The following is a 25738-nucleotide window of genomic DNA, read 5'->3' on the forward strand; positions in this document are numbered from 1 at the left end:
TCCTCCCTACGTTAGAACAACGCGTTGTCTTTGTTGAATTTACGTACGATCCAGTTCGATGAAATAACGAGAATGAATCCGATGAACGACTGGTATAGACCTGCTGCCGTACTCATCGTAATTTCCCCTGTCGCCTTCAAACCACGATAGACGTACGTATCGATAACGTTCGTAACTGGGTACAGCGGACCAGAGTTCCGCGGTATTTGATAGAACAAACCGAAGTCTGCGTAGAAAATACGACCAATCGCAAGCAGCGTCAAAATCGTTATTAGTGGTGTAATAGATGGTAGCGTGATATGGCGAATTTGCTGCCATTTGCTCGCTCCGTCAATCATCGCTGCTTCATAATACGTTTTATCGATACCAACAATTGCTGCTAAGTAAACAACGCTGGAGTAACCGACGCCTTTCCATATGTTCATGAAAGTTAAAATATAAGGCCAATACTTTGTCTCGGAGTACCATGAAATAGGTTCCGCACCGAACCAAGCAAGAATTTGGTTCATAACCCCTTTATCTACACTCAAGAAGCTGAATGTAAAGTAGCTGACGATAACCCAAGACAAGAAGTGTGGCAAGAACATCCCTGTTTGATACACTTTTGCTAGACGCTTGTTTACAATCTCGCTTAGGATGATAGCCATTGCGACCGAACATACTAAGCCCAAAATGATAAACACAAAGTTGTACAAGATTGTGTTTCGTGTTATTAAGAACGCATCATTCGTACTGAACAAATATTCAAAGTTCTCGAAGCCTACCCATTCACTCTGCATCAACCCAGCAAAGAATCCATCTCGATGAATTCGATAGTCTTTGAAAGCGATAACAGTTCCGAGCATCGGTAGGTAGGAGAAGAACAAGAACCATAGTGCTCCCGGGAGTACCATGAGAAGAAAAATCCGGTTGCGATAGAGGTTCTTTAAGCTGTTCATAATCGTTTGCATCCGATTCATCCCCCGTTGCTTTAATGTAAATTAAGCGTAACGGATCTGGGATATTTTCTATAGTCAACAAACTTTAGATTTGGTGTACAAAATAAAGAAAGGGCTTACATTGGCTATAATTAGGACACCAAATGATACGAACATCCTCATTAGCTATAGCTGTGTAAGCCTTTTATCATGTGAAAAAGGAGGCTGCGCACGCATGTGAGCATGCACATCCTAGCAAGATGGCGCTAACGATCGCCACAGAGGCTATTTGGCCTCTTTGTACCTATTTTGCAATGTAACGGTTGTCAGCGAGCCTATTTTAAAGAGTTATCGAAATCATTTAGGAAAATTTCTAAAATAGGCTCTCTCACGACCGTTAAAATTCTAATATGGACGATTTCTCTAAAATAACGTCAATAGCGATCGTTAGAGGGAGCTGTATTGTACGCCAACGACACATGCTCACAACGCATGTTCCACGGCCCTTCTATTAAGAAAGCAGGCTTTGTTCACTACCTTGCCGTTAGGAACGCAGTTCTTGTTCCACACCGCTTCGCATTTCCCGATACTCCTTAGGTGAAGTGCCCACATACTTTTTGAACTGTTTGTAAAAATAACTTTTATCCCAATAGCCCACTTTCTCAGCAATTTCGGTCATGCGATAGTGTGTCTCTACTAATAGACGCTTCGCATTTTTAATACGTGTCTTGTTCAAATAATCAGAGAACGTACCGTTCATTTCTTTCTGGAACAGCTGCCCCAAATAAACAGGATTAATATTGTATACCTGGCTTAATGTCTTCAACGACAGCTCTTCCGCGTAGCGTTCCTCCATGTGCTGCAGCACCTGCTTTACAACTGGAGACATATCTTGCGGCTGCGTGAGTAAGTCGATAAGATGGTCCGCTATTTTCTCCACATGCTCTCTTATCGCATCTAGCGAATGCAAACGATAGACTTCACTAAACCAATCAATATCCTTAACAGGGAGTTGAACAGCTGTCTCCTTAATAGACTGCTTCCACACCATTAACAACTCAACAGCAAAATTGCGCACATCGCGCGGCTCCGCTCCATCTGTTTCTGTAAGATGGAGGAAGTCCTGCTCCAATTGCTCATGCAGCTGCTCCCTACTTTTTGCGTACAACAGCCGCACATAAGGCTCAATATCAGGTTGCAAGGAAGATGGTCTTGATGAACGGTAGCGCATCACTTCCTCGTAATCTAAAATATTTTCATCCATCCGCACAAGGTGGTACGGCTGAAGTTGTTTTGCATGAGTATAGCTTTGCGCTGCTTTCGTGTAGCCCGCTTGAATACTGCCAGTCGTCATCTGTAGGGTGATGCCACCCAGCTTTTGTTCCATCTCTTGCTTCCAACGCTTTAGCAATCCAAGCAGCTGCTCCTTATCTGACTGTGTATCTCCTATTCCGAATACAAACACAACTTCGCCGTCCCATTCACGCACAATAAAGCTGTATTCATAGGAGCGGATAAATTCATTTGCAACACGCCACAGCTGTTCCTGCTGGGTCTGTTGAATGTCAGGCGTAAATTCCCCCTCCATACGAACGAGCACCGTCCAATAATACGCATGCTTAAATTGTAAATTTAGCATGTCCGCTCGCTGCTGCAACTCCTCCATATGAATCTGATCCCGTATCCAGCGATACAACACGTTTTCACGCAAAATATCACGATTATGCTGCTCAACCAACTGACTAGAGCGCGATTGCTCCATCTTCTGTACGGTTGCCTCCAAGGTAGAACGGAATTCCTCTAGATTAATCGGCTTCAGCAAGTAGTTTTCTACCCCAAGCTTAATGCCTTCCTTCACATAGCCGAATTCATTGTAGCCACTCAAAATAATGAAACGTGTATGAGGATGTGTATGCTTCATACGCTCGATGAGCTGCAATCCTGTCATTTTCGGCATCATAATATCCGTTACAACCAAGTCTACTGGCCTCTCCTGTAAAGCTTGCCAAGCCGCTTCCCCATTTTCAGCCTGACCTACAATCGTTAAGCCATAATCGTTCCATTCTAAAATGCTTTGCAGCCCTTCTATGATGAATGGTTCATCGTCTACTAGAAATACTTCAAACATGTCGTATCCCTCCACATCAGATGCGTGCGTCACTAGCCTATTGGAATGCGTATTGTTACCGTTGTACCCTCTTGATAAATACTGTCGATCTCTATCCCCGCCCCATCGCCGTACAAAATTCGAAGACGGTTATGGACATTTTTAATGCCTAAAGAGCCATGGTCCTGCAAATCATCGCTGCTTAATTCTTCTTGCAGCTGCTGCAAGCGCTCAGGTGCAATACCCGAACCATTGTCACGAATGCGAATGATGAGGTCATCTGCCTCGCGAAGCACATGTATCCATATATGATTGTCTGTTCGCTCCAAGCCCAAGCCATGGACCAGATAGTTTTCAATCATGGGCTGTACAGATAGCTTCATCACCTGGTAGCCCCCGAGTCCAACATCCATCTCAATCGTGTACTGCAGCTTGTCTCGGTAGCGAATGCGAGTCAGCTCTAAGTAGCGCTTACAGTTCTCTATTTCTTCTTGCAGCGTAATATGCGTCTTGTCCTTAACCATATGTCGGAAAATGGAAGCCAAGTTATAAATCATATCGCCTACATCATGCGCGCCTTTTGCTACAGCACGCATGCGGATCACTTCAAGCGTGTTATATAAGAAATGAGGCTTAATCTGTGATTGCAATGCCACAAGCTCAGCATGCTTCTGCTTCAACTCCGACTTATAGACACGATTAATGTAGTCCGACAAGTCGTTCACCATATGATTGAAACTATGTGCAATATCAGATAATTCATCTTCTTGCTGAAAATTAATACGTGTGTCCAGCTTACCAGCCGGCACTTGCTTCATCGCTTTCACAATGACTTGCGTACGTCTAGAAATACGAATCACGGTTACATAAGCGATGCCAACGACCAAAATGACACACAACACCGTCACAACACCAATAGTTGTTCGTACACCTGCCAACCGATCCGTCACCTCATGCGATGGAAGCATAGAAATGACTGTCATCCCCAACTTATTCGTTTGCGATAAAGTCACGTACGTTTCACCTATTCCATCCAATATCAGCTTCAACGGTTGATTGCGCTTCATTGCCAACAGCTCAGCTCGATTATGCTCATAGGCGGTCGCCATTTTCTTATTATTGAAATAAATGATTTGATCCTGCTCATTCAATACAATAACGGAATCAAGCTGCTGAGCATCCACCAATCTGTGGCGAATCCCATCTATGCCGAAGTCGATCATAATCTCACCAGATGTCGTTAACGTATCTGGGTTGTTGATGCGATTGGTTACCGTAAAATAAGGGAGCGCAGATGGCTCTTTGTCTGCCTCTAATGAAGCCTGTTCCTCTGCCTCCTCGCTGTGTTGAGATGCAATAGAGTTATCGGTATCTTTAACTGCATCCTGTACTTCATTTTGCATTTCATCTACATCTGAGGCCTTTGATTCATTGCTTTGCAATGGATAACGATCTCGGAGAAATTGAGGATCAGGAGTAACTTCCCACGGATACACTTTGCGGAAAACACCGTTATCGCTATACATAAAAGCAAAGCCTTGTCTCGGGCTTACTAGGACAATATTTTTCAAATCAGAATCTTTCCAGAATTGATTCGCATAGAACGTGTGGAAGTCCCGCACAAAGAAGCTATTGCTCTCGCTATACGTATCTAGTCGATATCGTAAGTAGGACTCATAGCCATTTTCCAAAAAGTATACGGTATCTCTTATTAGAACGTTGTCTTGATAAAGCTGCTGTATAAGCAGTTGCGAAGTTTCGTACTTCTGATCAAAATAGCGATTCATCGCGTCGACCGAACGCTGCTGTTCTAGCAGCATAGAGCTCATATCTTTTCGAACAAAGAATTGATAGGTAAAGAGAGATAGAGTTACTAACGATATAAGAGCGATACAAGAGTATACGACAATTAATTTATTAAATAGCCTGCGTTTAAAATGAGTCTGATAGATTCTTTTCAGCATCAAACAAAGCCTCTTTTCCCCGTACAATCGATACGATAAGTGGCATTACTCCAAAATGTAAGCGCATACGATTATGATTATCGCCTGTCTTTCTAGTATTAATATAAATGATATATATGTATATAACAAATGAGAAATGCCATATGATTGGCAAAAAAACGACTTAAAATCGCTGCCCAAATCCTCTTTATTACCTTTTTGTAATCTTTACCTCTCCCCCTTAATCTCCCAATATAGCGGGCCTTACAAGCATTATCCATAATGTGGGTGATCATTTTATACAGCTAACCGTTTGACATGGTTACAATTTTGTAAGACAATAATCCATGTATTAAGAAACTGTCATAACTGATACTGTTTACATACATTCACGTATTCGTGATATCAGATTTACAGGTTACGACAGCTTCATATGAAATTCCAAATACTTATGTAGTTACTTACAGGAGGCGATGATTTGAAAACGGCAATAAAGACAGTTCTCCTAGCGGGAGCGGTCTTCGGATGCATGCTCTTTACGGATGGCGCGCTCGGAACGAAAGCTTACGCCTATGACGGAGACAAAAAAGCTTCAATTACAATTAACGGTCAACAACTTACCTTTACAAATACAGTACCTGTATTGGAAGATGGGGAGACGATGTACGTCCCGCTTCGCGATTTCGTGAACAAGATGGGATGGACGATGTCCACATCTAACATTAACAGCAACCATATGAAAATTATCGTCAAAAGCGCTGATGCGACAGTTGAATTCCGCACAGATTCCGCTACAGTGAAAGTAAACGGAAAATCGGTTAAGATGTCGGATAAGCCTTGGTTATATAAAGATACAACTTACATTCCATTGCGCTTCTTTGTAGATGAAATGGGCGTAAAGTTCACTTGGGATTCGAAATATTTAAAGACAATTCCATCTGTAGATCGCTACAAGAAGGAAGTTTCTATTCAATCCAGCAAGCAAGACTTGAGCAAAGCAGATGCTGTTATTAATACAGCTTACAGCTACCTAGGTGTACCGTACGTTTGGGGCGGAACAACTCCAGCTGGATTTGACTGCTCTGGCTTCTTGAATTACGTATTTGGCAAGCACAATGTAGAGCTTCCACGTACAGCACATGATATTTACAAAAATGCGGGTACAGCAGTTAAAAACCCTCAAAAAGGAGATCTGGTATTCTTCTCTTCGAGTGGTTCACGTATTACGCATATTGGTATATACCTTGGAGATAACCAATACATTCACGCTTCCTCTGGGAAAGTTAAGGGTGTTACGGTGTCTAGCCTTGGTTCCAGCTGGTCTAGCAAGACTTATGTTGGAGCGAAGCGCGTTCTATAAAAATTTAATAAGAAGCTATTTATCTAAATGTCCAAAAACATGATAAGGGTTGCCCACACGTCACATTCGTTGACAGGGCAACCCTTTTTTTCTATACCTATACTCTTCATTTTTTACACGGTGTCAAAATAAATCAATAACGTTCTTTATCCGCAATGTTTTCTTCTTGGTGCAGCTTATATGTAGATTGCGGCAGCCTCTCTTTGTTAACGACAACGCCGTTCCGTTTCTTTATGCGATACGAATCAACGATAATTCTCGACTGTTCCGGGGCTAATTTATCCGTAATCTGATTGCTAATCTTCAAGACAGGGCTAGTGCGCTGCTCAGTTATAACATCATACGTAATTCCAGGGAGCTGTTGACCATACACTTGCACCCGTAAACGATCGCCATCCACTTGCGTTGTCCAGACCATATCTCCACTCGTTTCATTAGACAATACAAGGTCAGGACCACCCGTTGAATACGTAGCATCCCTTCCGAGCGGCACATAGGGGACAGGAAGCGAGTGTGAATTACGCTCAACGACCCCCATACCCGCTAGTAGACCTGCATTATACATCGTCGTAGACGTTTGGCATATCCCTCCACCAATTCCATCTACCATGCGACCATTTTCTATGACAGGGGCTATCATCAGCCCGTATTGATCCTCTGTCTGCTTGACGATGTCACTGTAGCGTATTTGCTGATTCGGGCTCACAACGACGCCGTTCAATGCCTTCGCACTTGCACGTACGTTATGAGCATGGCCTTCTCCACGGTTTGCAATCACCGTTGTGTATTCGCCAAGCAGCGCATCAGGCTTACGTGTCTTCAATGCGTTGACAGTCACATCCGCTGGTATCGTAACAAGCGGCATCCGCACGGTCATCGGCTGTTTGACATCAGGATGGGATTTCAATTTGCTCACAAGCTGAATAAGCGACTGCTCTAACTTATCTTCATCCAGCTCCCATCCATCTACTTCTTGCTTATAATTAACTTTAAAAGGTGTTATGTATTGGGCTTGTGCATTTTTGGGCTTACGATCAATTGTGGTTCCGAACGACTTGCGTACAGCCGCCGTCATCTGATCGACATGAAAGCTAGTTTCTACATCCAAGCTTTCTTCAGCTAATTCACGACCAAGCTTCCATTTATGTGCGACGTTTCCTTCTTCCCATTGCTGCAACTGATAAACAGCTTCTTCGTTGCCAAATGTGAAGCCAAGCTCTTTTAGTGTAAAGGTCTGTTCCGTTAAAGGTTCCAACCTTTGATCCGTACGATCTGGGACAAATTGAACAGTCATTCCCTCAAGCGCAGCAACGTGTTCGTTCATTTTCACCATTACTTCATCAGGCTGTAATCCACCTGCATCTATGCCCATCACGCGATATCCATGTGGAAGCGGAGCTTCGTCCAGATGCATCGCGAAGTAAGTTCCTAAACCTATAATTACAAGCGAAATCATGCCAAAAGCAGCAGCAACCTTTCGTTTATGGGGTTTGACCCAACCAAAGAAGCGGCTGTACCAAGAGGATGAAGGTTGGTTTGCATTTACAGGATCATGCTGTTTCTGAGAATCCCTGTCCAACGGTTCTTTATGTTCATTCATGCAGTCTCAATCCTCCTTTGCGCTTACCACTATATCGGAATATCCATACAGAAGGGTTACAACGAGTTTACGTTTTGATAATTTCCTTCTCTTATCGTGCCTTCCTTCCCCCTAAAAGTATACAGAAGTCGTCGTATTTATGAATCTTTTGCTGAAATGCACCACAACACCAAGAAATACAGTACAAGCTCAAACGCGTAAAAAAGCCTTTTCCTCTACCATAAAAGTAGAAAGAAAAGGCTCCTCAGCAAATGTTATATTTAGTTCTTCGGCAGTTGGAAGGAACTCTTCAACGATACGATCAAGTTAAATACGATCTTGCCGTCCTTCGTATGCTTCGGATCAGCGTTGAAGTAGCCGTGACGGAAAAATTGCAGCTTGTCATGCGGCTGAATATCCTTCAGATTCGGTTCTACGAAGCCTTGATCAACAACCATTGAATTGGGATTGATTCGATCAAGGAATGTTGTCTCTTCCGTTGCTTCTTCTTCTGTTTCATCAAGAATGAGCGGCTCGTACAAACGGAACTCCGCAGGAACAGCATGTGTTGCCTCCACCCAGTGGATCGTGCCTTTTACTTTACGACCTGTAAACCCACTGCCTGACTTCGTTTCTACATCATACGTACAATGGATTTCTGTAACGTTGCCATTCTCGTCTTTAATGAAGTCGTTGCATTTAATGAAGTACGCATGCTTCAAACGCACCTCATTGCCAGGGAACAAGCGGAAATATTTCGCTGGCGGGTTCTCCATAAAGTCATCCTGCTCGATGTAAATTTCACGAGAGAATGGAATTTGGCGCATCCCCATTTCTGGAACTTCAGGGTTTACTTCCGCATCCAGCCATTCCACTTGACCTTCTGGGTAGTTCGTAATAACCACTTTCAGTGGTTTCAAGATCCCCATCGTACGAGGTGCTTTCAGCTTCAAGTCTTCACGAATGAAGTGATCCAAGTACTTAGAATCAACCGTACTATCAGACTTCGTCACACCAATCTCACGACAGAAGTTGCGGATCGATTCTGGTGTGAAGCCGCGACGACGCAGGCCTGAAATGGTAGGCATACGCGGATCATCCCAACCATCAACGACGCCTTCATCAACAAGCTGCTTCAACTTACGCTTACTCATTACCGTATTCGTAATGTTCAAACGAGCGAACTCATACTGATGCGGCGTGCTCACCATATCTGTTTCAGCAACAACCCAGTCATAGAACGGACGTTGATCTTCGAACTCCAGCGTACAGATCGAGTGCGTTACACTCTCAATTGCGTCTTCTAATGGATGAGCGAATGCATACATCGGATAGATGCACCAAGCATCACCAGTATTGTGGTGTGTTGCATGTGCAATTCGATAAATAACAGGATCACGGAAATTGATATTCGGTGAAGCCATATCAATCTTCGCACGCAATACTTTTTCACCATTACCGAACTCACCGTTACGCATACGTTCGAACAGATCAAGATTTTCTTCTACCGAACGGTCGCGATAAGGGCTGTTCTTACCTGGCTGCGTCAATGTACCGCGCATTTCACGCATTTCATCTGCATTCAATTCACAGACGAACGCTTTGCCCTTTTTAATGAGGAGAACAGCACGTGCATACATTTCCTCGAAGTAATCGGAAGCAAAGTATAGTCCGTCCCAGTCAAATCCGAGCCATTTTACATCTTCCTTAATGGACTCTACATATTCTGTATCTTCTTTTAATGGATTCGTATCGTCAAAGCGTAAATGTACACGGCCTTTGAACTCTTTAGCCAGTTCAAAGTTCAAGCAGATCGACTTCGCATGACCGATGTGCAAATAACCGTTAGGTTCAGGAGGGAAGCGAGTAACAACACCATCTACTTTGCCTTCCTTCAAATCATTTACGATAATATTGCGTATAAAATTCGATGCGCTCGGAGTTTCCACCATAAATCAACCTCTCTGTCTAATAAAACTTTGTTACATAAATATAACGTCAAACCCCCATCAGTTCAACTCTGGGGGTTATAACTTCCAACCTTTTATACGAGCAAATCAAACAGAAGCGGATTTTTGTTCAGCTCAACGTAGTCGAGCCCCTTCTTATTCATTCGTTCAATAAGCTGCGTATAATCATCCGCATGCTTCAATTCAATACCTACAACAGCTGCGCCATTGTCTTTATTATGCTTCTTATGATACTCAAAGCGTGTAATATCATCATCTGGCCCTAGTACATTTTGCAGAAACTCACGCAGTGCACCTGCACGCTGCGGGAAGTTAATCGTAAAGTAATGTTTCAATCCTTCATAAATGAGCGAGCGCTCCTTGATCTCCTGCATACGGTCGATATCATTGTTGCCACCACTAATGACACAGACGACATTTTTACCTTTAATTTGATCCTTATACAGATCAAGTGCAGCAATAGACAATGCACCTGCTGGCTCAACGACGATAGCACTCTCGTTATACAGCTTCAATATCGTTGTACACACTTTTCCTTCAGGCACATGAATAACATCGTCCAGTACTTTTTCACAAATTTCATAGTTCAGTTGTCCAACGCGTTTTACAGCTGCACCATCGACGAACTTGTCGATCTGATTCAGTGTAACGACATGCTTCTCAGAAAGCGATGCCGTCATGGAGGCAGCACCTTTCGGCTCGACACCTACAACTTTAGTAGTTGGGCTTATCATTTTCACATAAGTACCGACACCAGCAGCCAAACCACCGCCGCCAATCGTGACAAATACGAGATCAGCAGGCACGTCCAACGACTCCATAATTTCCATACCGACTGTACCATTACCTGCAACAATATGAGTGTCATCGAAAGGATGAATAAAAGTCATTCCCTGTTCATTGCAAATGCTCATTGCCTTTTCGTAGGCATCGTCGTACGTATCGCCTGTCAAGACAACAGTAACATAAGAGCCACCGAATCGCTTGACTTGGCTTACTTTTTGACTTGGTGTCGTACTTGGCATCACGATAGTGCCTTGAATCTGCAAAGCTTGGCACGAATAAGCTACCCCTTGCGCATGATTACCCGCACTCGCGCAGACGATCCCTCGCTCCAGTTCACTCTGGGAAAGATGGCGAATTTTATTATAGGCTCCGCGAATTTTAAATGAGCGTACAATTTGCAAATCTTCACGCTTCAAATACACATTGCAATCATATCGAGCGGACAGTATCGGATCGCGCTGCAGCGGAGTCCGTACAATTACTTCTTTTAATACGTGATGGGCACGTACGATATGTTCCATCATGCCAGTCGTAGTCGTCATGGTCTGTCTCTCCTTCTCCATCCTATGTCTGTGTAAGTCTGCCATCACATCTGAAATGCTTAGTTGTTTGCCGCATGGTATACGTACATAATCTATAAAAATGAGTACAAAAAAACTCGCCCCTAAAAAGGGACGAGTTGATCTCGTGGTACCACCCTTGTTCCGCACATCGCCAACTCCAACATAAGGAATCTAGAATTCCAGCATAGCCAGATATTCTATGTTCCATGAGATGAAGCTGCCGTTCCGATCTGCGACACTCCGCTGCGCATTAGCGCTATCCCGATAACGTGGGATTTGCCGTCTGCACTTACTGTCTTCCTTATACAAGTAAGACCCGTTCAGCGCAGCATGTCAGAGAGGATATGTATCTGCTTCCGTCACCGACTTACACCAACCGTCGGCTCTCTGTGGACTTCCCGCTGACACACCTAGTCTCTTCAACCATATTGAATCTCTAGCACAGTTCATCACTGTACTACTGTAGGATTATCACGTACAACCGATATAAATTGCACGCAACTAGAAAGGTAATTCATTCCTGTTTCCTGCAAGTTATTAATCCCTATTATGTGCTCGCTGATGTTAAAAAGTCAATCGTTCCTTGCGGAATTTGTCTTCCTTGGGTAGACAATTTCCATAAGGAAATAGCTTATTAACATGACGAGCGGCAGTTACTTTGAACTCGCAATGGCAGCCTGCTCTGTTAGGTCCCCTAATTGCTCGGATTGTCGCATACGAAGAATAGAGATAATCGACAATATGCCAATAATGAAGAGCACAGATGATATGCTGTACATATAAGATAGTGGCAGCATGCTCTTCAAAACGCCAGCCAATGACATCGTAATCACCATCGCACCCATAAACATCGGGCTTAAAATACCATTAACTCGACCGATAAAGCTGGACTCCGTATTTTTAAGAATCAACGTATTGATACCGATCTGGATGGCTGGAAGGAAAAGCCCACTGAAAAATTGTGCCGTTAAGGTTAGCCACCACAAATGGGACACACCGATTACGACGAACACAATCGAACTAACCGCCATCCCAATTGCAAGCATATGCTGTGGCTGGAGCCGCTTAGACATTATCATTGCCAACGCTCCGCCAATCAGCATCGCACCGCCATTGACCATGAGTAAATACTGCAAGTGCCCTTTGGGAAGCCCCAACTGCTCTGTAACGACTAATATGCCAAGCGGTTGAATAAGGCCGATGGCCAATCCCGCCATCGCAAAGCAAGCCATCAAAGGCTTAAGAATGGAACTGCTCCACACATAACGTGCCCCTTGCGCCAATTCATAACGCAAAGATGTGTTCACTTCTTTCTTTTCTTCCTTACGATCAGCCGGCAAGAACAACAACGCAACCGCTGAAAGTAGAAACATGAAACCGGTAATAATTAATGAAGTTTGAATGCCGTATTGTTCATATATAATGGTACCAATAGCAGGACCTGCGACCATAAATAATGCAACCATCGTCTGAAAGATAGACATGCCTGCTTGTAATAGCTCCTCAGGTACGTGCAGCTTGAACAGTTTCATAGATGAAGGTTGTGAGAACTGTGACAGAATGGCTGAAACAAAGGTTGTGAAAAATACGGCTTCCCACGAACCCTTTATAATCGTTAACAGTACAACAAAAACAGATATTGCGCTTAAAACATCACACCAAATCATCGTGCGTTTTGGACGCCACCGATCTGCAAAAGCACCACCAATAAAAGAAAATATAAAGATAGGTGCAAATTCCACAACCGAGACCAGCGATAACGCTATCGGGTCATTGTTGGTCATCTCCACGACATACAATAGAACAGCAAAGTTCCGTATCCATATGCCTAACTGCATAAATAGGCCAGCCAGCATAATCGCCTGTACGAAGCGATTGCTGAACAAGCTAACTGCAGAAGGTGTTGCTGCTTGATTCATTTGAGTCCCCCCATTTATTTCTAGTAACATTAGATCATAAGTTTAACCATAACATAGTTGAACTTCAATACATCGATAGCATCGTTTCTATCTCCATCTCTAGACGTACATCGGGAGTATAAATTGGGCAATATATGTGCTAAAAAAGGGAGATTGGAGGGATAGTAATGAAATAGAATCATAATCCACTCTTTACTTCATCTTGGTAAAGTGGTAATGTATTAGCAAACAAACGCAATTTGCAATTTTATTTTCATATCCTTGAATCTTATATCCGTTTACGACACGTGCTCATTTCTATTTAAATGGAAACGGTACCTATCATCCTGTATTCAAACATGGATGTTACATGACTTTCATACTTTTACAAGACGGGTGACTTTCTATGAATGCTGTATTACTATCATTGGCTGTTCTTTTCATCATAAGCCTATTCCGAATCCAGGTCGTATTCGCTCTCTTGGTTGCAGCCGCTGTTGGCGGTATTGCAGGAGGCTTATCGTGGGCCACTACCATTGAGACCTTTACGACAGGCCTTGCTGATAGTGCTACCATCGCTGTGAGCTACGCTTTGCTTGGCGCTTTCGCCGCTGGCTTGACCGAGACAGGTCTGCCCTCCCAATTGGTTAACGGAGCGCGCAAGCTGCTAGGACGCTCTACCCAAGATGGCAGCTCGCGCCGTACAACAATTATCGTTCTTATGCTACTCGCAGTTGCCTTTATAGCCAGCCTATCGCAAAATGTTGTACCGATTCATATCGCCTTCATTCCGATACTCATCCCACCGATGTTGGTCATCTGGAATGAGATGCGCGTGGATCGACGCGCGGTTGCATCTGCATTGACGTTCGGCTTGATTATGCCTTATATGCTAATCCCAGCCGGGTTCGGGGCGATCTTTCATGACATCGTTGCGAAAAATATGACGCAGAACGGTCTCGCTGTTGACGCCAGCATGCTGCCGCAGGCGATGTGGATTCCGGCGTTAGGCATGTTCGCCGGACTACTTGTCGCAATCGGCGTGTCCTACCGCCGTCCGCGCAGCTACACGTCAACAGCAGCGGCGGCTCAGACTAACGCCGCTGCTGTTGACGAGCGCGACTCGAGCGCAGCGCAGCTGCCAGGCGCTCGATGGCGCACGGTGGCAGGCATCGCGTCCATTGCCGCGATGCTTGCCACGCAGTTGGCGACCGGCTCCATGATTGCCGGGGCCGGAGCAGGGCTTGGCGTGCTCCTGTTAGCACGCCTGATGACGCGCCAGCGCGCAGAGCGCGTCTTTACAGAAGGCATGCGCTCGATGTCATACATCGGCTTCGTCATGATGTCTGCCGCTGGCTTAGCTGCCGTCCTACGCGCAACTGGAGACATTGATGCGCTAGTTCAGACATCAGTTGCTTATGTAGGCGATAGCCGCGCCATTGCAGTCATACTCATGCTGCTCATCGGTCTGCTCGTCACGATGGGGATAGGCTCGTCATTTTCAACGATTCCGCTGATCGCAACGGTGTTCGTCCCGTTGTGTATGGAATTGGGCTTCAGCCCACTGGCTACGATTTCGCTGATCGGTACCGCAGCAGCACTTGGCGACGCAGGCTCCCCTGCATCTGACAGTACGCTCGGCCCCACAGCAGGCCTAAATGCCGACGGACAGCACGATCACATTTGGGATACATGTGTACCAACTTTCTTGCACTACAATATCCCACTGCTCATCTTTGGCTTTATCGCTGCCATGGTGCTGTAGAACAGGAAGAACAACACAATACAACTATCTACAAATGAAAATGAAAAAGTGCTGGGCTCCAAGAAGAACAATCGTCTTCTCGGGACTCAGCACTTTAATGTTTACTATACTCATTAGCCGACATGAGATGCCTTAGCTCTCTTGTCACGCTCTGGTTTCTCAGCCTGGATGCGTTCTCCGCCCATAAGCGCAATCGAAATAAGCGCGAGGACAACCGGAACGAGAATCCAGCCGAACGTACCGCTAATCGACTCTGCCAAACTGTTAATCAACTGATCATATACATCAGGCGGAATTTGCTTACGCGTCTCCTCAGCCAACAACACTTGAGCATCGATTCCTTGCATCGCCTCTGCACTAGGCATCGCTTGTGAAATGCTGCGATTGAACAACGCAGACTGTACCGCTCCAAATACCGTGATGCCAAGGGTCATCCCAAGCGAACGGAAGAACGACTGCGTAGCATTCGCTGTTCCACGCTGATTAAAGTCCATTCCATGAACAGAAGCCAAACTGATAAGTGAGAACGAGAACCCTACTCCCATTCCCGTAAGCACCATGTACAACGTCATCATCGTACGAGGAGTATCAGGCGACAGTGTACTTAGCAGACCAATTCCTGCTGCCAACAATATACCCGATACGATCATAAGTGAACGGAATCTAAGTCTGGACAAGAGAATACCCGCTGCTGTACTAGTCACAACCGAACCAAGCATCATCGGTGTTAAAATGAGACCGCTATTCGTAGCTGTTCCCCCATACACCCCTTGAACAAACATCGGAATATAAACAACCGCAAATACGAAAATCATCCCATACAAGAAGCCAATACATTGGCTCGTTGCAAACAGCCTTCGTTTAAACAGCGAGAACGTAATGATCGGCTCCTTAGCCTTTGTCTCAATCCATAGAAATAGAGCCAAAAACAGTGCAAATACGACGAACAAACTAATAATTGGTACAGAGTTCCACGCATACGTCTTTCCGCCAAGCTCAAGCGCGAACATGAGACTGACAATTGCTATAATAAGCGTAAATGCGCCAGCCCAATCGATCTGCTGCTTCTTCGTTGGTGACGTTTCCTTATAGAACTGCATAATAAACCAGAACGAAACGATACCGAGCGGCAAGTTAATATAGAAGATCCATTCCCAGCCCCAGAAATCTGTAATGTACGCACCGAGCAGCGGCCCCATTACACTAGAAGTACCAAATACGGCACCAAAAAGCCCTGTCATTTTACCGCGTTTCTCTGGTGGGAATATGTCAAAAATAATCGTGAAGGCAATCGGTACGAGCGCACCACCGCCTATCCCTTGAATGACACGATATACGGCCAACATTTCGATGCTGTTTGCTGTTCCGCACAGTATACTGCCTAACAAAAACATCAATAGACCAAATATGTAAAATCGTTTACGGCCAAACATATCAGAGAGCTTACCGAAAATCGGCATACCCGCCATCGTAGCAACAATATAGGCCGAGGTTACCCAGACAAATTTCTCCCAGCCCCCTGCTCCGCCGATATCGGCAAGAATGGTTGGCATCGCGGATGCGACGATTGTGTTATCCATCGCAGACATTAATATACCGAGCAGTAAACCCGCCACGACAAATGGGAGCTTATTTTGATGTTGACTCATTACCATATTTCTCGTCTGTCCCCCTTTATTTATCGACCCTTTATGCCGATAGATCTACTACACACCTTTTCACCATGCTGAATTGACCCCTAATCACTAAACTTCCCCTGTATACAATGATGCAGCAATAGCGACATGATTATTTTTCTATTTTCTGTTATCATTTCTTACAACACTACAACTATACCATAGTTAATGAACCACCAGTCAGCCTAACAAACGCTCTTATGATACCATAAAGTATACTCACCTTCAGGCAACCTTCTATTATTCAATTACAACAACCTTCCGTTAGCATTCCCGTCACAGATTAATATCACAATTCCATGTTTATTTATTATGTAGAATGCAGATATACACACTAGATTGTAAGTCAGCCCTTTAAAATAGGATACCACTTACGTAACTGCAGCATCCTGTTACACCATTCCATGATTACATCATCACACTCATTTCCATAGCAAAGGAGAAACGTACCCATGCTTAACTTAGCACATTCACACGGCCGTGACCGTTTCCTATATGCAGGCTTATTTTTACTTCTCATTGTCGCAAGCATCGCTCTAATTGGCTGCGGCAACGGCAGCCAGCAGGAGCTTCTCCCTCCTACGTTTGTAACACTTCCACAATGGGGGCATATTCCCATTCCTGAAAAAGTGAAAGAAGATGAGTCCAAAGGTGATCGCCTGAACTATTTGATTGCATACGAATACAGAGCTTTTGTTGATTACTATTTAAAAGAACTACAAGCACTGGGCTGGCGGTTGGAGGAGTTTGAGCCGAACAAATTATTTCATGCCAGCAAAGGGGAAGACGACTTCGTCATTATAATGACAAAAACAGATAAGAAGGATGTCGTACGACTAACCATTAAGCGAAAAGAAGTAACGGGAAGATAAGTGACGAACCAGATACAGCAATTATTAAAAAAGCGTACTAGGTGGTCTACCAAGCCGAGGTTAACCCTCCGTGTAGTCCTAATACGCTTTTTCCGCTATAAATATCTAGATTTCTATCAACGAATATCGTGCATGCGCACTTACATACATACTTATACACGCAGTCACGCTCTCTGCACTTTACCGAAGCAGCGCCTGAACATCTTGCTTCAAGCGTAAAAATTGTGGGTTGCTCAGCAGCTCTTCACGACGAGGACGTGCAAAAGGCACATCCATTCGCTGCACCACACTAGCAGGTCGCGCGCTTAATACATAGATAGCGTCGGACAATAGCAAAGCCTCTTCGATGCTGTGTGTAATAAACAGCACCGAGCGGCGATGACGCTCCCACAGCTCCACAAGCCAACGCTGCATATCGCTGCGCGTTAGCGCGTCTAAAGCGCTGAAAGGCTCATCGAGCAGCATCAGCTCATGCGGGCTCAGCAGCGCACGCAGAAATGCCGCACGCTGCTGCATACCGCCGGACAGCATATGCGGATAAGCCCGCTCATAGCCTGCGAGCCCGACATTGCGCAACCATTCGCGAGCCTCAGCTCGCAGCTCGCGTTTCCCGCGTCCCGCAATCTCTTGACCGAGGATGACATTGTCCTCAATCGTACGCCACGGGAACAGCGCCGCCTGCTGGGGCATGTAACTGACATGGCCTGTCTCGCCCACTACCGACTTGCCATGAATGGATATATTGCCAGCTTCGGGCTTTAACAGCCCACCTATCAAGTGGAACAACGTACTTTTACCAGAACCAGAAGGCCCTAGCAAGGATACGAATTCACCCTTTCGGACGGATAAGGAGATGCCATCTAGCACTTGCACCCTCCCTTTTGCTCCTTTAAACGACATATCGACCTGATCAATATGCAAAGCCAATGGAGAGCTGCTGTCAGCAGCACATTGCTGCATCTGTTGTTGTAATCGTTCTTGCGCTTGTTGTTGCCCGTCTCCCTCATTGTTCGGATTGAACTTCGTCTTATCTTCATTCAGCATGTTCATCGCCCCCTTCTACTCTTCATCCGTGGAACGCTGTCCTTGCCAATGAATAAGCTTACGCTCAATAAACTGAATGGCATGGAACAATATGACGCCCAGCAGCACAACGATGACGATAGCAACGAACATGCGATCGGTACGATAGGCGGCTTGCTGCAGCAGCATATAATGGCCGATCCCTTTATCGGTTCCGATCCATTCCGCTACAAGGGCACTCATAACGCTATACGCAGCAGCAATTTTCAATCCGGAAAACATCGAAGGCAGCGCATGCGGCAGCTCCAGCTTCCAGAACAGCTGCATACGGCTCGCCCCAGCCATTCTCATATAATTGAGCATCATGCGATCCGTACGAGATAACCCATCCATCGTGGCAATGGTAATCGGGAAGAAGCAAACAAGTGCGATCACTATTATTTTAGGCAGCAAGCCAAATCCGAACCAGATCATAAGCAGTGGAAGCAAGGCGATCGTCGGTACATTTTGACTAATAATAATTAAGGGATACACAGCTCTTCTTATTATCGGAACAGGATGCAGCACCATCGCAACGAGTAGCCCTATAGCTGAACCAATGCCGAAACCAACTAGTGTCAGCTTAAGCGTCGCCCAAGTATGACCTAGCAGCGATTCCCAATTATTTATCGCTTCTCGTACAATATCGGATGGACTTGGCAGCATCCATTTTTCAATATCGAACACCGATACGGTAACTTGCCATACAATTAGGAGCAGAAGAACCGCCACTAAGGGCGGTCCGACTTGTACCATTTTCCTGCGCAGCATTAACGGTATTTCTCCGTCAGTTTATCCATACTGATGCCGCTTGGATTGTACACGATTTTCACTTGTGACATCACACTTGCACAGCCCATCTCGACCATCGCTTCACTCATTTGTTCAATGACACGCAGCAATGTGGAGAGCTCCCCTTCCATTGTCGTTTCCAATGGATTCACTTGATAGTTCACACCTGATGCTTCAATAATAGCAATTGCACGGTCTACATAAGGGATAACGTCCTCACCATTTGGTGTTTTCGGGATAATTTGAACACTTACTAAACTGTTTGCCATGTTCATCTTCCTTTCCTCAATAAAGGTACGCTGCCCTATTGAATCAACAATATCAACAATAAGGCTTATTATATATTCAACTGCATCATCACTAAGTTAAACTTACTTCTATTTTCACAATTACTTGGCACTAGGCAAGAAATCATTCGTAAACGCCTTGTCCACATCAATCGACTTCTCCATCAGCTTGTTGTCCACAAGCCACTTCGTATAGTTTTCCCATACTTCGCGCTTCTGCTCGCCCCAACGCGGGGCATCGTCTTGATACTTCGTGGCAAGCCACTTTTGACTAGCATGTACAAGCTCTTTGTTCAAGTCCGGCACAGCCTTAAGCAGCAAGTCTGCCGCTTCCTCCGGCTTCTCCATCGCATCTTGATAGCCTTTCGCGGTTGCTTTCATAAAGGCTTTTACTAGCTCAGGATCTTCCGCAATCAACTTTTCATTCGTTGCAATGACAGGTGTATAGAAATCCAGCTCTTTCGCAAACTCATTCATATAGAGCATATCAACCGGCTCGCCGCGCAGTTCAGCCTCAATCCCTGTCCAACCGTAGAACACCCAAGCAAAGTCAATATCACGCTTCACGGCTGTAAAGTAATCGGCCTCGCCGATATTTATATTTTTCACTTTGCGATAGTCAGCACCTGCTTGCTCCATTACCGTACGCAAGATGGCTTCTTCTACCGGAGAACCCCAACCGCCGTAATTTTTGCCTTCAAAGTCTTTTGGTGACTTGATCCCTTTGGACTTCGGAGCAGCAAATCCAGATGTGTTGTGTTGAATAATCGCTGCTAGCGATACGATTGGTACTCCTTGCGAACGCGCTTGCGTCAATGACTCTTGTACAGAAATGCCGAACGGAACTTCACCAGACCCAACTAGCGTATTCGGGTCCCCAGCTGTGGATTGAATAATATCCACATTCAATCCTTCCTGCTCATAATAGCCTTTCTCCTTCGCGACATACAGACCTGTGTGATTCGTATTTGGCGTCCAATCAAGCACAATCTTCACATCACGCAATTTGGCTGCCTCACCAGCTTGTCCATTCGGCTCTGTTGCTTGCTTCTCTTTTGCTCCACAGGCCGCCAATGCTAGCCCCATCATGAACACTAAAAAAACGGCGATTGCTCGCTGCTTACTTGAAAATTGCATCTCATATACCTCCTTAAGTAGGTGAATCTTTCTGGATATGGATAACAAAAAAGACGCCCCTTCCGGGACGCCATCGCTGCGTAATTGGATTTCAATGTATGGTGATCAAACCATCGTGCATATGATTTCCTATGTGCCTCTGGTGTTCATCTTGCAAACAGACACGCGTATTTCTGGAAGTCATTCTCTTAGATGTTATCTCAGGACGTACAACTTGACGCCCTATCCCATATTCACTGAATCAATGTTTCCTACGCTGGCATTACCCAGATCAGGTTAAAAGGGTCGGTATCTTCATGGGATACATTCTCAGCCGGCCATATTCCAGCTCCCCGAGTGCTATAGTCACTCGTAAACAAACGTTTACAACTCGTAATTATAGACTTCCCTATAGGGATTGTCCAGATATTTCAACAAAGTTCGACTCATGCTATTATGATAGTACTAGGACTTTGATCGTCATATGTTATAAAGCTTCACTTTAACCTATCATCGTTATAACGTGGTGCATAACCTTTACGAAAGGAACATGTAATGAGTAATGTGTAATGCTAATAATAACGAGCCTATAAGCTCCGATCAGTCGGTACTGAAACGAATAAAGAAGCGAGCCGAGCAGTTCTGGGCGGCTAGCAAGTATGATGTGATGGCACGTGGGTATGCTTCCTATAAACAAATATCTGCTCGCTATCGCGATGCATCTACTACAACCGATTATGAAGCAGCCATATATAGCATATCTCATACACTTAACGTTCTTCCCTATACGAAGAAAGGCCTTCGAACCTCGATTGAGCATATGTGGGGATATGTGAGCAAGCATGTGCATGAAGAAGAACGAAGCCTATTTCAGCGAACATTCGAGGCAGTGGATTGGCAGTCAGAGACTTCTGAGCAAGAGGCATTCGAGGCAGTGGATTGGCAGTCAGAGACTTCTGAGCAAGAGGCATTCGAGGCAGCAGTGCCGCTGTTGTCCCTTATTCAAGAGTTAGCTGCAAAATACGATGTCGCCTATATTAAGCAAACGATGGCTAACAGCTTTACACGATTGACAAGATTAGCCGAGCAACATCAACAAGATCACAGTGAAGAACAGTAATAAGCTGCATGAGCATGCTCGAACTGCGGTCCAAATCGCTAACTACTATGTTACATCCATTATACCTATAACCATATACATGCGGCATGACTTCATGTACAGACAGGAGGGTTATTTCAACGATGCAAGATGTACTTATCGGAAGTGCCGTCTCCGCAATGTCCACGGGGCTCGGAGCAATTCCTATTTTATTTATGAAAAATGTTACCCATCGCTGGCGTGATATTTTGTTGGCTTACACGGCAGGGATTATGACCTCCGCTTCGATGTTCAGCCTTATTCCAGAGGCACTAAGCTTATCCAACACATGGATCGTTGCATTCGGCTTAATGCTGGGCTGCTTAACTTTATTATGGTTAGAAGGCATCGTACCTCATGTAGATCTTGAAAAAATGGAACATGCTTTAGGCAGTGGAAGCGGTCATGCTCACGCTCCTATTGACCACAAATCGATGCTTATTATTGCAGCGATTACGCTGCACAATCTCCCTGAGGGACTATCCGTTGGGGTCAGCTATGCAAGCGGAAGTGAGGCGCTCGGTCCGTTAATTGCCTTTTCCATCGGCTTGCAAAATGCACCGGAAGGTTTTCTAGTTGCTCTCTTCCTCGTTACTCAAAATGTGAACCGTTGGAAGGCGCTAGGCGTAGCTGCTTTAACGGGCGGCGTAGAAATTATTACTGCACTGCTGGGGTTTTATTTAAGCTCAGTCGTGAGCAATCTCGTTCCTTATGGTCTATCTTTTGCCGCTGGTGCGATGCTGTTTATTATTTATAAAGAGCTTATCCCGGAAAGTCATGGCGATGGGCATCAACGTTCAGCTACCATTTCCTTCGTTGCAGGTATTATTACGATGCTCGCTCTGACGCAGTGGGTTTAATGGTGAATATATTGGATACGACAAGCAAAAAGACGAGGCTGTGATTACTCACAATCTCGTCTTTTTTACCATCAGAAACAAGCGCCAGAACGGTTAAATAGCCTTAAACTTCACTGGAGACGAAAAATTGACTAGCGTTGTAGATACCGAATATTCTGAAACCTCATCAATAAATGCCTCTACGTCATGAATGGACTCCGCCACAATTTTAACGATATAGCAATATTGTCCCGTAACGCGGTGGCACTCCATAACAATAGGTGACTGTTGGCAAACTTGTTGGAACGCGAGCATTTTTTTCGTTTCAAACAAAATAAATCCGGTAAAGCTTTTGTTTAATTTCTCAGGATTGACGATAGCACGATACCCCTCAATTACGCCAGCACCTTCCAGCTTCCGCACTCGTTCCGTAACCGCTGGAGTCGAAAGATTCACCATCTGACCTAGCTTGGTCATGGAAATACGTCCGTCCTCTTGGAGGATACGCAGCACTTTTTCATCAATATGATCCATCTTGACGTTCTCCTTTATTTTTTTAGGTTTGATCGCAATATAGCTAAAAATATTTAGTTTCGAGGCTGAAACACCTTCGAAATGTTATGTAAGTTCTTTCCTGTAATTCATATACTTTTAGTATAACGAATACATGTTCGAGGGGGAACTTAAAATGACACTAAAGATGATGACGAATTGCAAAAGATGCAGCCAGCGTATTCAAGAGAACGGCGCAGCCTATATATGTGTTGAAGAATGTACGTATTGTGAATCTTGTGCGGATGTACTGGAGCATACTTGTTCGACTTGCAGCGGAGAGCTCGTTCGGAGACCTCAGCCTGCCATGTCGGCACATAAAACAGCAAATCGCAGTGGATGGAGTGCATATGGGATGCTTCCTTACTGAATGCTTCGTGTAAAGGCTCAAATGTGAAAATAAATTGATACTTATTGAATAACCATATGCATTCCTAAAGTGAATGGGGCAATTAAATTGGGCTAATGGTTGCCACGGAGCCTATTTAGGCTAAACGACTGTATTTTGAATGCTAACGGTTGTCACGGTGCTTATTTGTGGGATAGAGCGTGTTCATTCGCCCATTTGACTTAAATAAGCTCGCCTACAACCGTTACATTACCATAGCGTGCAATATCACGGAAATAGCGTCCATGGCAACCGTTAGGGAAGACGTATAAGATGATGGGAAAATAGCGGAAGACAACCAAAAACAAACAGACCCAACTAACAAATAAAAAGGCAGCCAAATAGCTGCCCTCTACTACATCGAGCAATCTTATCCGCTATAGGGTAAGATTGCTCTTTCATTTTCTATTTTCATTTATATTCACAAACACCATCTACCACTCACGCGTGCGAATGTTGCGCGCCCAGTACAGGAACGGTGTCGATGCAATCGATACAATTAGTTTGATTACATACGTTGTAATGAAAATCTCAAACCATACATCCCATGGGAAAACGAACGCAAAAGCGATAAAGCAAAATACGAACGAATCTGCCAATTGACTTAGTCCCGTACTTACATTACTGCGAATCCACAGCTGATTCGGCTTATCGAACTTCTGCTTGATGATGCTAAACAGCTTCACATCTAAGAACTGACTAATAAAGTAAGCCGTCAAGCTTCCGATTGCGATACGCGGCATCAATCCAAAGATCGATTCCATCGCATGCTGCATCGTCAAATCTCCTTGTGGTTCAAACACAAGTACAAGCTGCATCAGGACTGTCGTCATAATAAGCGTAAAGAACCCAAACCATACAGCGCGGCGCGCTTCCTTCGGTCCATACTTCTCATTTAACAAGTCTGTTGTGAGGAACAAGGTGGCATTCGCCGTATTGCCTAGCGTCATCACAATTGTAAACATTTCAATCGTCTTTGTTACTTGGATGTTAGCAAGAACAGTCATAACCCCGATCCATGCATACATCCCAGCTTTACCGAATTGACGGTAACAGAGTAGGAAAAATACGAAGTTCACGAGAACGAACAGTATCCCCCAATAAAAATTAAACATATGGATTTCCTCCTAGTTTTGATATCGCGGGATGGTTACGAACCGCGGTGCATATCGCACATTGTATGAGCACAATGAGTAACTATATCACAATTAAAATAGAGCGCCAATATTTTTTTGTTTTCCGCTGGAATTGTGATATTTATCATAGTAATTTAGCGCTAATTTTGCGTATATTTCTGGAATTGTGATGAAAATTTGAACATTGTTATCGATCTCTCAATATGATGCAAAATACGTCCTCTCAAGGCTTGAATCGTATTGCGAAAGTGCTACAATGGACTTGAAATTAGTAAGATATTTTTTTCACAAAGTAATAATAACTTAAATTTACAAATTAAAAAGGTGGGGGAAATCATGAAAAAACTTTCATTGATCCTTGCAGTAACTATGGCATTTGGTTTACTCGTTGGTTGTGGCGCGAAAGAAGAAGCGAAAGACGCGGCTCCTAAAACAGAAACAACAGCTCCAGCTACAACCGAACAACAAGCAGCGTACAAAGACGGCTCTTATCGTGCTGAAGGCAAAGAATTCGATGCCAAATCCGGCTGGAAAGGCACTGTAGAAGTTACCGTTAAAGACGGTAAAATTGCAACTGTAAACTGGGATGCAGTCCATAAAGATGGTGGAGACACGAAAAAAGTCCAATCTCAAGATGGCCGCTATGACATGGTAAAAGGCGGAGGCAGTTCGCATTGGCATGAGCAAGCTGCATCGATGGAGAAAGCACTTATTGAGAAGCAAGATCCAGCAGCTATCGTGTTAAAAGAAGACGGTAAAACAGATGCAGTAACAGGCGTGTCGATTCACGTATCTGAGTTCGTTCAATTGGCTCAAGAGGCTCTTGCAAGCGCGAAATAATGAAATGCTAGTCATGAGACAGCTCCGCTGTAGAGAAAGCACGTATGGATCTCACATTTTGTGGAGTCCTCCCCTTTTCTGCAGCGGAGCTCCCTTTTACGTATAGATTGATTTAAATTTGAACCTTTCCACTATATCACTAGCATGATAAG

General features: G+C 44.6%; 21 protein-coding genes, 1 riboswitch and 1 other annotated feature. Of the genes, 7 read left to right on the top strand and 14 right to left on the bottom strand.

Translation table 11 applies throughout. From position 1 onward, the window contains the following. Positions 1 to 11: 11 nt before the first annotated feature. From H580_RS0105425 to H580_RS0105435, 3 genes are all read right to left on the bottom strand, one after another. Positions 12 to 959, bottom strand: a complete 948-nt coding sequence (locus H580_RS0105425; RefSeq protein WP_425414111.1) for an ABC transporter permease — start codon at positions 957 to 959, stop codon at positions 12 to 14. A 502-nt stretch (positions 960 to 1461) separates the two neighbouring features. Continuing rightward, positions 1462 to 3045, bottom strand: coding sequence for a response regulator transcription factor (locus H580_RS0105430; protein WP_028593887.1), 1584 nt, complete (start codon positions 3043 to 3045; stop codon positions 1462 to 1464). A gap of 32 nt (positions 3046 to 3077) precedes the next feature. Next, positions 3078 to 4988 (bottom strand): sensor histidine kinase, encoded by a 1911-nt coding sequence (locus H580_RS0105435; RefSeq protein ID WP_028593888.1) that lies wholly within the window; start codon positions 4986 to 4988, stop codon positions 3078 to 3080. A 457-nt stretch (positions 4989 to 5445) separates the two neighbouring features. On the opposite strand from H580_RS0105435, the gene H580_RS0105440 reads away from it, so the two are divergent. Continuing rightward, positions 5446 to 6327 carry a C40 family peptidase gene (locus H580_RS0105440; RefSeq protein ID WP_028593889.1) on the top strand — a complete coding sequence of 294 codons (882 nt, stop codon included), beginning with the start codon at positions 5446 to 5448 and terminating at the stop codon, positions 6325 to 6327. A 133-nt stretch (positions 6328 to 6460) separates the two neighbouring features. Here the strand turns inward: H580_RS0105440 and H580_RS0105445 are convergent, their stop codons facing one another. From H580_RS0105445 to H580_RS23465, 4 genes are all read right to left on the bottom strand, one after another. Beyond that, a complete protein-coding gene (locus tag H580_RS0105445; RefSeq protein ID WP_028593890.1) occupies positions 6461 to 7927 on the bottom strand; it encodes a VanW family protein in 1467 nt (488 codons plus the stop codon). Between the two features lie 260 nt (positions 7928 to 8187). Next, positions 8188 to 9858 carry a glutamine--tRNA ligase/YqeY domain fusion protein gene (locus H580_RS0105450; RefSeq protein WP_028593891.1) on the bottom strand — a complete coding sequence of 557 codons (1671 nt, stop codon included), beginning with the start codon at positions 9856 to 9858 and terminating at the stop codon, positions 8188 to 8190. A 92-nt stretch (positions 9859 to 9950) separates the two neighbouring features. After that, positions 9951 to 11204 (bottom strand): threonine ammonia-lyase IlvA, encoded by a 1254-nt coding sequence (gene ilvA, locus H580_RS0105455; RefSeq protein WP_028593892.1) that lies wholly within the window; start codon positions 11202 to 11204, stop codon positions 9951 to 9953. Positions 11205 to 11329: 125 nt separating this feature from the next. Then, positions 11330 to 11657: a binding site (T-box leader), on the bottom strand. A 221-nt stretch (positions 11658 to 11878) separates the two neighbouring features. After that, on the bottom strand, positions 11879 to 13144 hold the full coding sequence (locus H580_RS23465) for an MFS transporter (protein ID WP_051217272.1): 1266 nt from the start codon (positions 13142 to 13144) through the stop codon (positions 11879 to 11881). Positions 13145 to 13529: 385 nt separating this feature from the next. Here H580_RS23465 and H580_RS0105465 point away from each other — a divergent pair, with 385 nt between their 5' ends. Beyond that, a complete protein-coding gene (locus H580_RS0105465; protein WP_028593893.1) occupies positions 13530 to 14888 on the top strand; it encodes a Na+/H+ antiporter family protein in 1359 nt (452 codons plus the stop codon). Between the two features lie 113 nt (positions 14889 to 15001). On the opposite strand, the gene H580_RS0105470 is transcribed toward H580_RS0105465, so the two are convergent. Further along, complete coding sequence (locus tag H580_RS0105470; protein WP_028593894.1) at positions 15002 to 16537, bottom strand: MDR family MFS transporter; 1536 nt, start codon at positions 16535 to 16537, stop codon at positions 15002 to 15004. A gap of 479 nt (positions 16538 to 17016) precedes the next feature. On the opposite strand from H580_RS0105470, the gene H580_RS0105475 reads away from it, so the two are divergent. Next, entirely contained in the window at positions 17017 to 17436 is a 420-nt protein-coding gene (locus tag H580_RS0105475; RefSeq protein WP_028593895.1) for a hypothetical protein, read from the top strand. Between the two features lie 180 nt (positions 17437 to 17616). On the opposite strand, the gene H580_RS0105480 is transcribed toward H580_RS0105475, so the two are convergent. From H580_RS0105480 to H580_RS0105495, 4 genes are all read right to left on the bottom strand, one after another. Continuing rightward, complete coding sequence (locus tag H580_RS0105480) at positions 17617 to 18396, bottom strand: ABC transporter ATP-binding protein (RefSeq protein ID WP_028593896.1); 780 nt, start codon at positions 18394 to 18396, stop codon at positions 17617 to 17619. A gap of 99 nt (positions 18397 to 18495) precedes the next feature. Then, positions 18496 to 19269, bottom strand: a complete 774-nt coding sequence (locus tag H580_RS0105485; protein WP_028593897.1) for an ABC transporter permease — start codon at positions 19267 to 19269, stop codon at positions 18496 to 18498. Beyond that, complete coding sequence (locus H580_RS0105490) at positions 19269 to 19559, bottom strand: thiamine-binding protein (protein ID WP_028593898.1); 291 nt, start codon at positions 19557 to 19559, stop codon at positions 19269 to 19271. Before H580_RS0105490 ends, H580_RS0105485 begins: the two co-directional genes overlap by 1 nt. Positions 19560 to 19679: 120 nt before the next feature. Next, on the bottom strand, positions 19680 to 20714 hold the full coding sequence (locus H580_RS0105495) for an ABC transporter substrate-binding protein (protein WP_028593899.1): 1035 nt from the start codon (positions 20712 to 20714) through the stop codon (positions 19680 to 19682). A 229-nt stretch (positions 20715 to 20943) separates the two neighbouring features. Continuing rightward, positions 20944 to 21059: riboswitch (TPP riboswitch) on the bottom strand. A gap of 196 nt (positions 21060 to 21255) precedes the next feature. Here H580_RS0105495 and H580_RS25385 point away from each other — a divergent pair. Both H580_RS25385 and H580_RS0105505 read left to right on the top strand, forming a co-directional pair. Next, positions 21256 to 21813 carry a YbgA family protein gene (locus H580_RS25385; RefSeq protein ID WP_028593900.1) on the top strand — a complete coding sequence of 186 codons (558 nt, stop codon included), beginning with the start codon at positions 21256 to 21258 and terminating at the stop codon, positions 21811 to 21813. 122 nt (positions 21814 to 21935) lie between these two features. Then, positions 21936 to 22691, top strand: a complete 756-nt coding sequence (locus H580_RS0105505) for a ZIP family metal transporter (protein WP_028593901.1) — start codon at positions 21936 to 21938, stop codon at positions 22689 to 22691. A 93-nt stretch (positions 22692 to 22784) separates the two neighbouring features. Here H580_RS0105505 and H580_RS0105510 read toward each other — a convergent pair whose 3' ends face one another. Continuing rightward, entirely contained in the window at positions 22785 to 23204 is a 420-nt protein-coding gene (locus tag H580_RS0105510; protein ID WP_028593902.1) for an Lrp/AsnC family transcriptional regulator, read from the bottom strand. 154 nt (positions 23205 to 23358) lie between these two features. Here H580_RS0105510 and H580_RS23475 point away from each other — a divergent pair, with 154 nt between their 5' ends. Continuing rightward, positions 23359 to 23592, top strand: a complete 234-nt coding sequence (locus H580_RS23475) for a DUF1272 domain-containing protein (protein WP_084508985.1) — start codon at positions 23359 to 23361, stop codon at positions 23590 to 23592. A gap of 452 nt (positions 23593 to 24044) precedes the next feature. On the opposite strand, the gene H580_RS0105520 is transcribed toward H580_RS23475, so the two are convergent. Continuing rightward, positions 24045 to 24725: a queuosine precursor transporter gene (locus H580_RS0105520; protein WP_028593903.1), complete on the bottom strand. Its 681-nt coding sequence runs from the start codon at positions 24723 to 24725 to the stop codon at positions 24045 to 24047. Positions 24726 to 25082: 357 nt separating this feature from the next. Between H580_RS0105520 and H580_RS0105525 the strand changes: the two genes are divergently transcribed. Beyond that, complete coding sequence (locus H580_RS0105525; protein ID WP_157282707.1) at positions 25083 to 25586, top strand: FMN-binding protein; 504 nt, start codon at positions 25083 to 25085, stop codon at positions 25584 to 25586. The last annotated feature ends 152 nt before the right edge of the window (positions 25587 to 25738 follow it).

Origin of the sequence: Paenibacillus assamensis DSM 18201 (genome assembly GCF_000422445.1) — a bacterium.
In the GTDB taxonomy this organism is placed as follows: domain Bacteria; phylum Bacillota; class Bacilli; order Paenibacillales; family Paenibacillaceae; genus Paenibacillus_B; species Paenibacillus_B assamensis.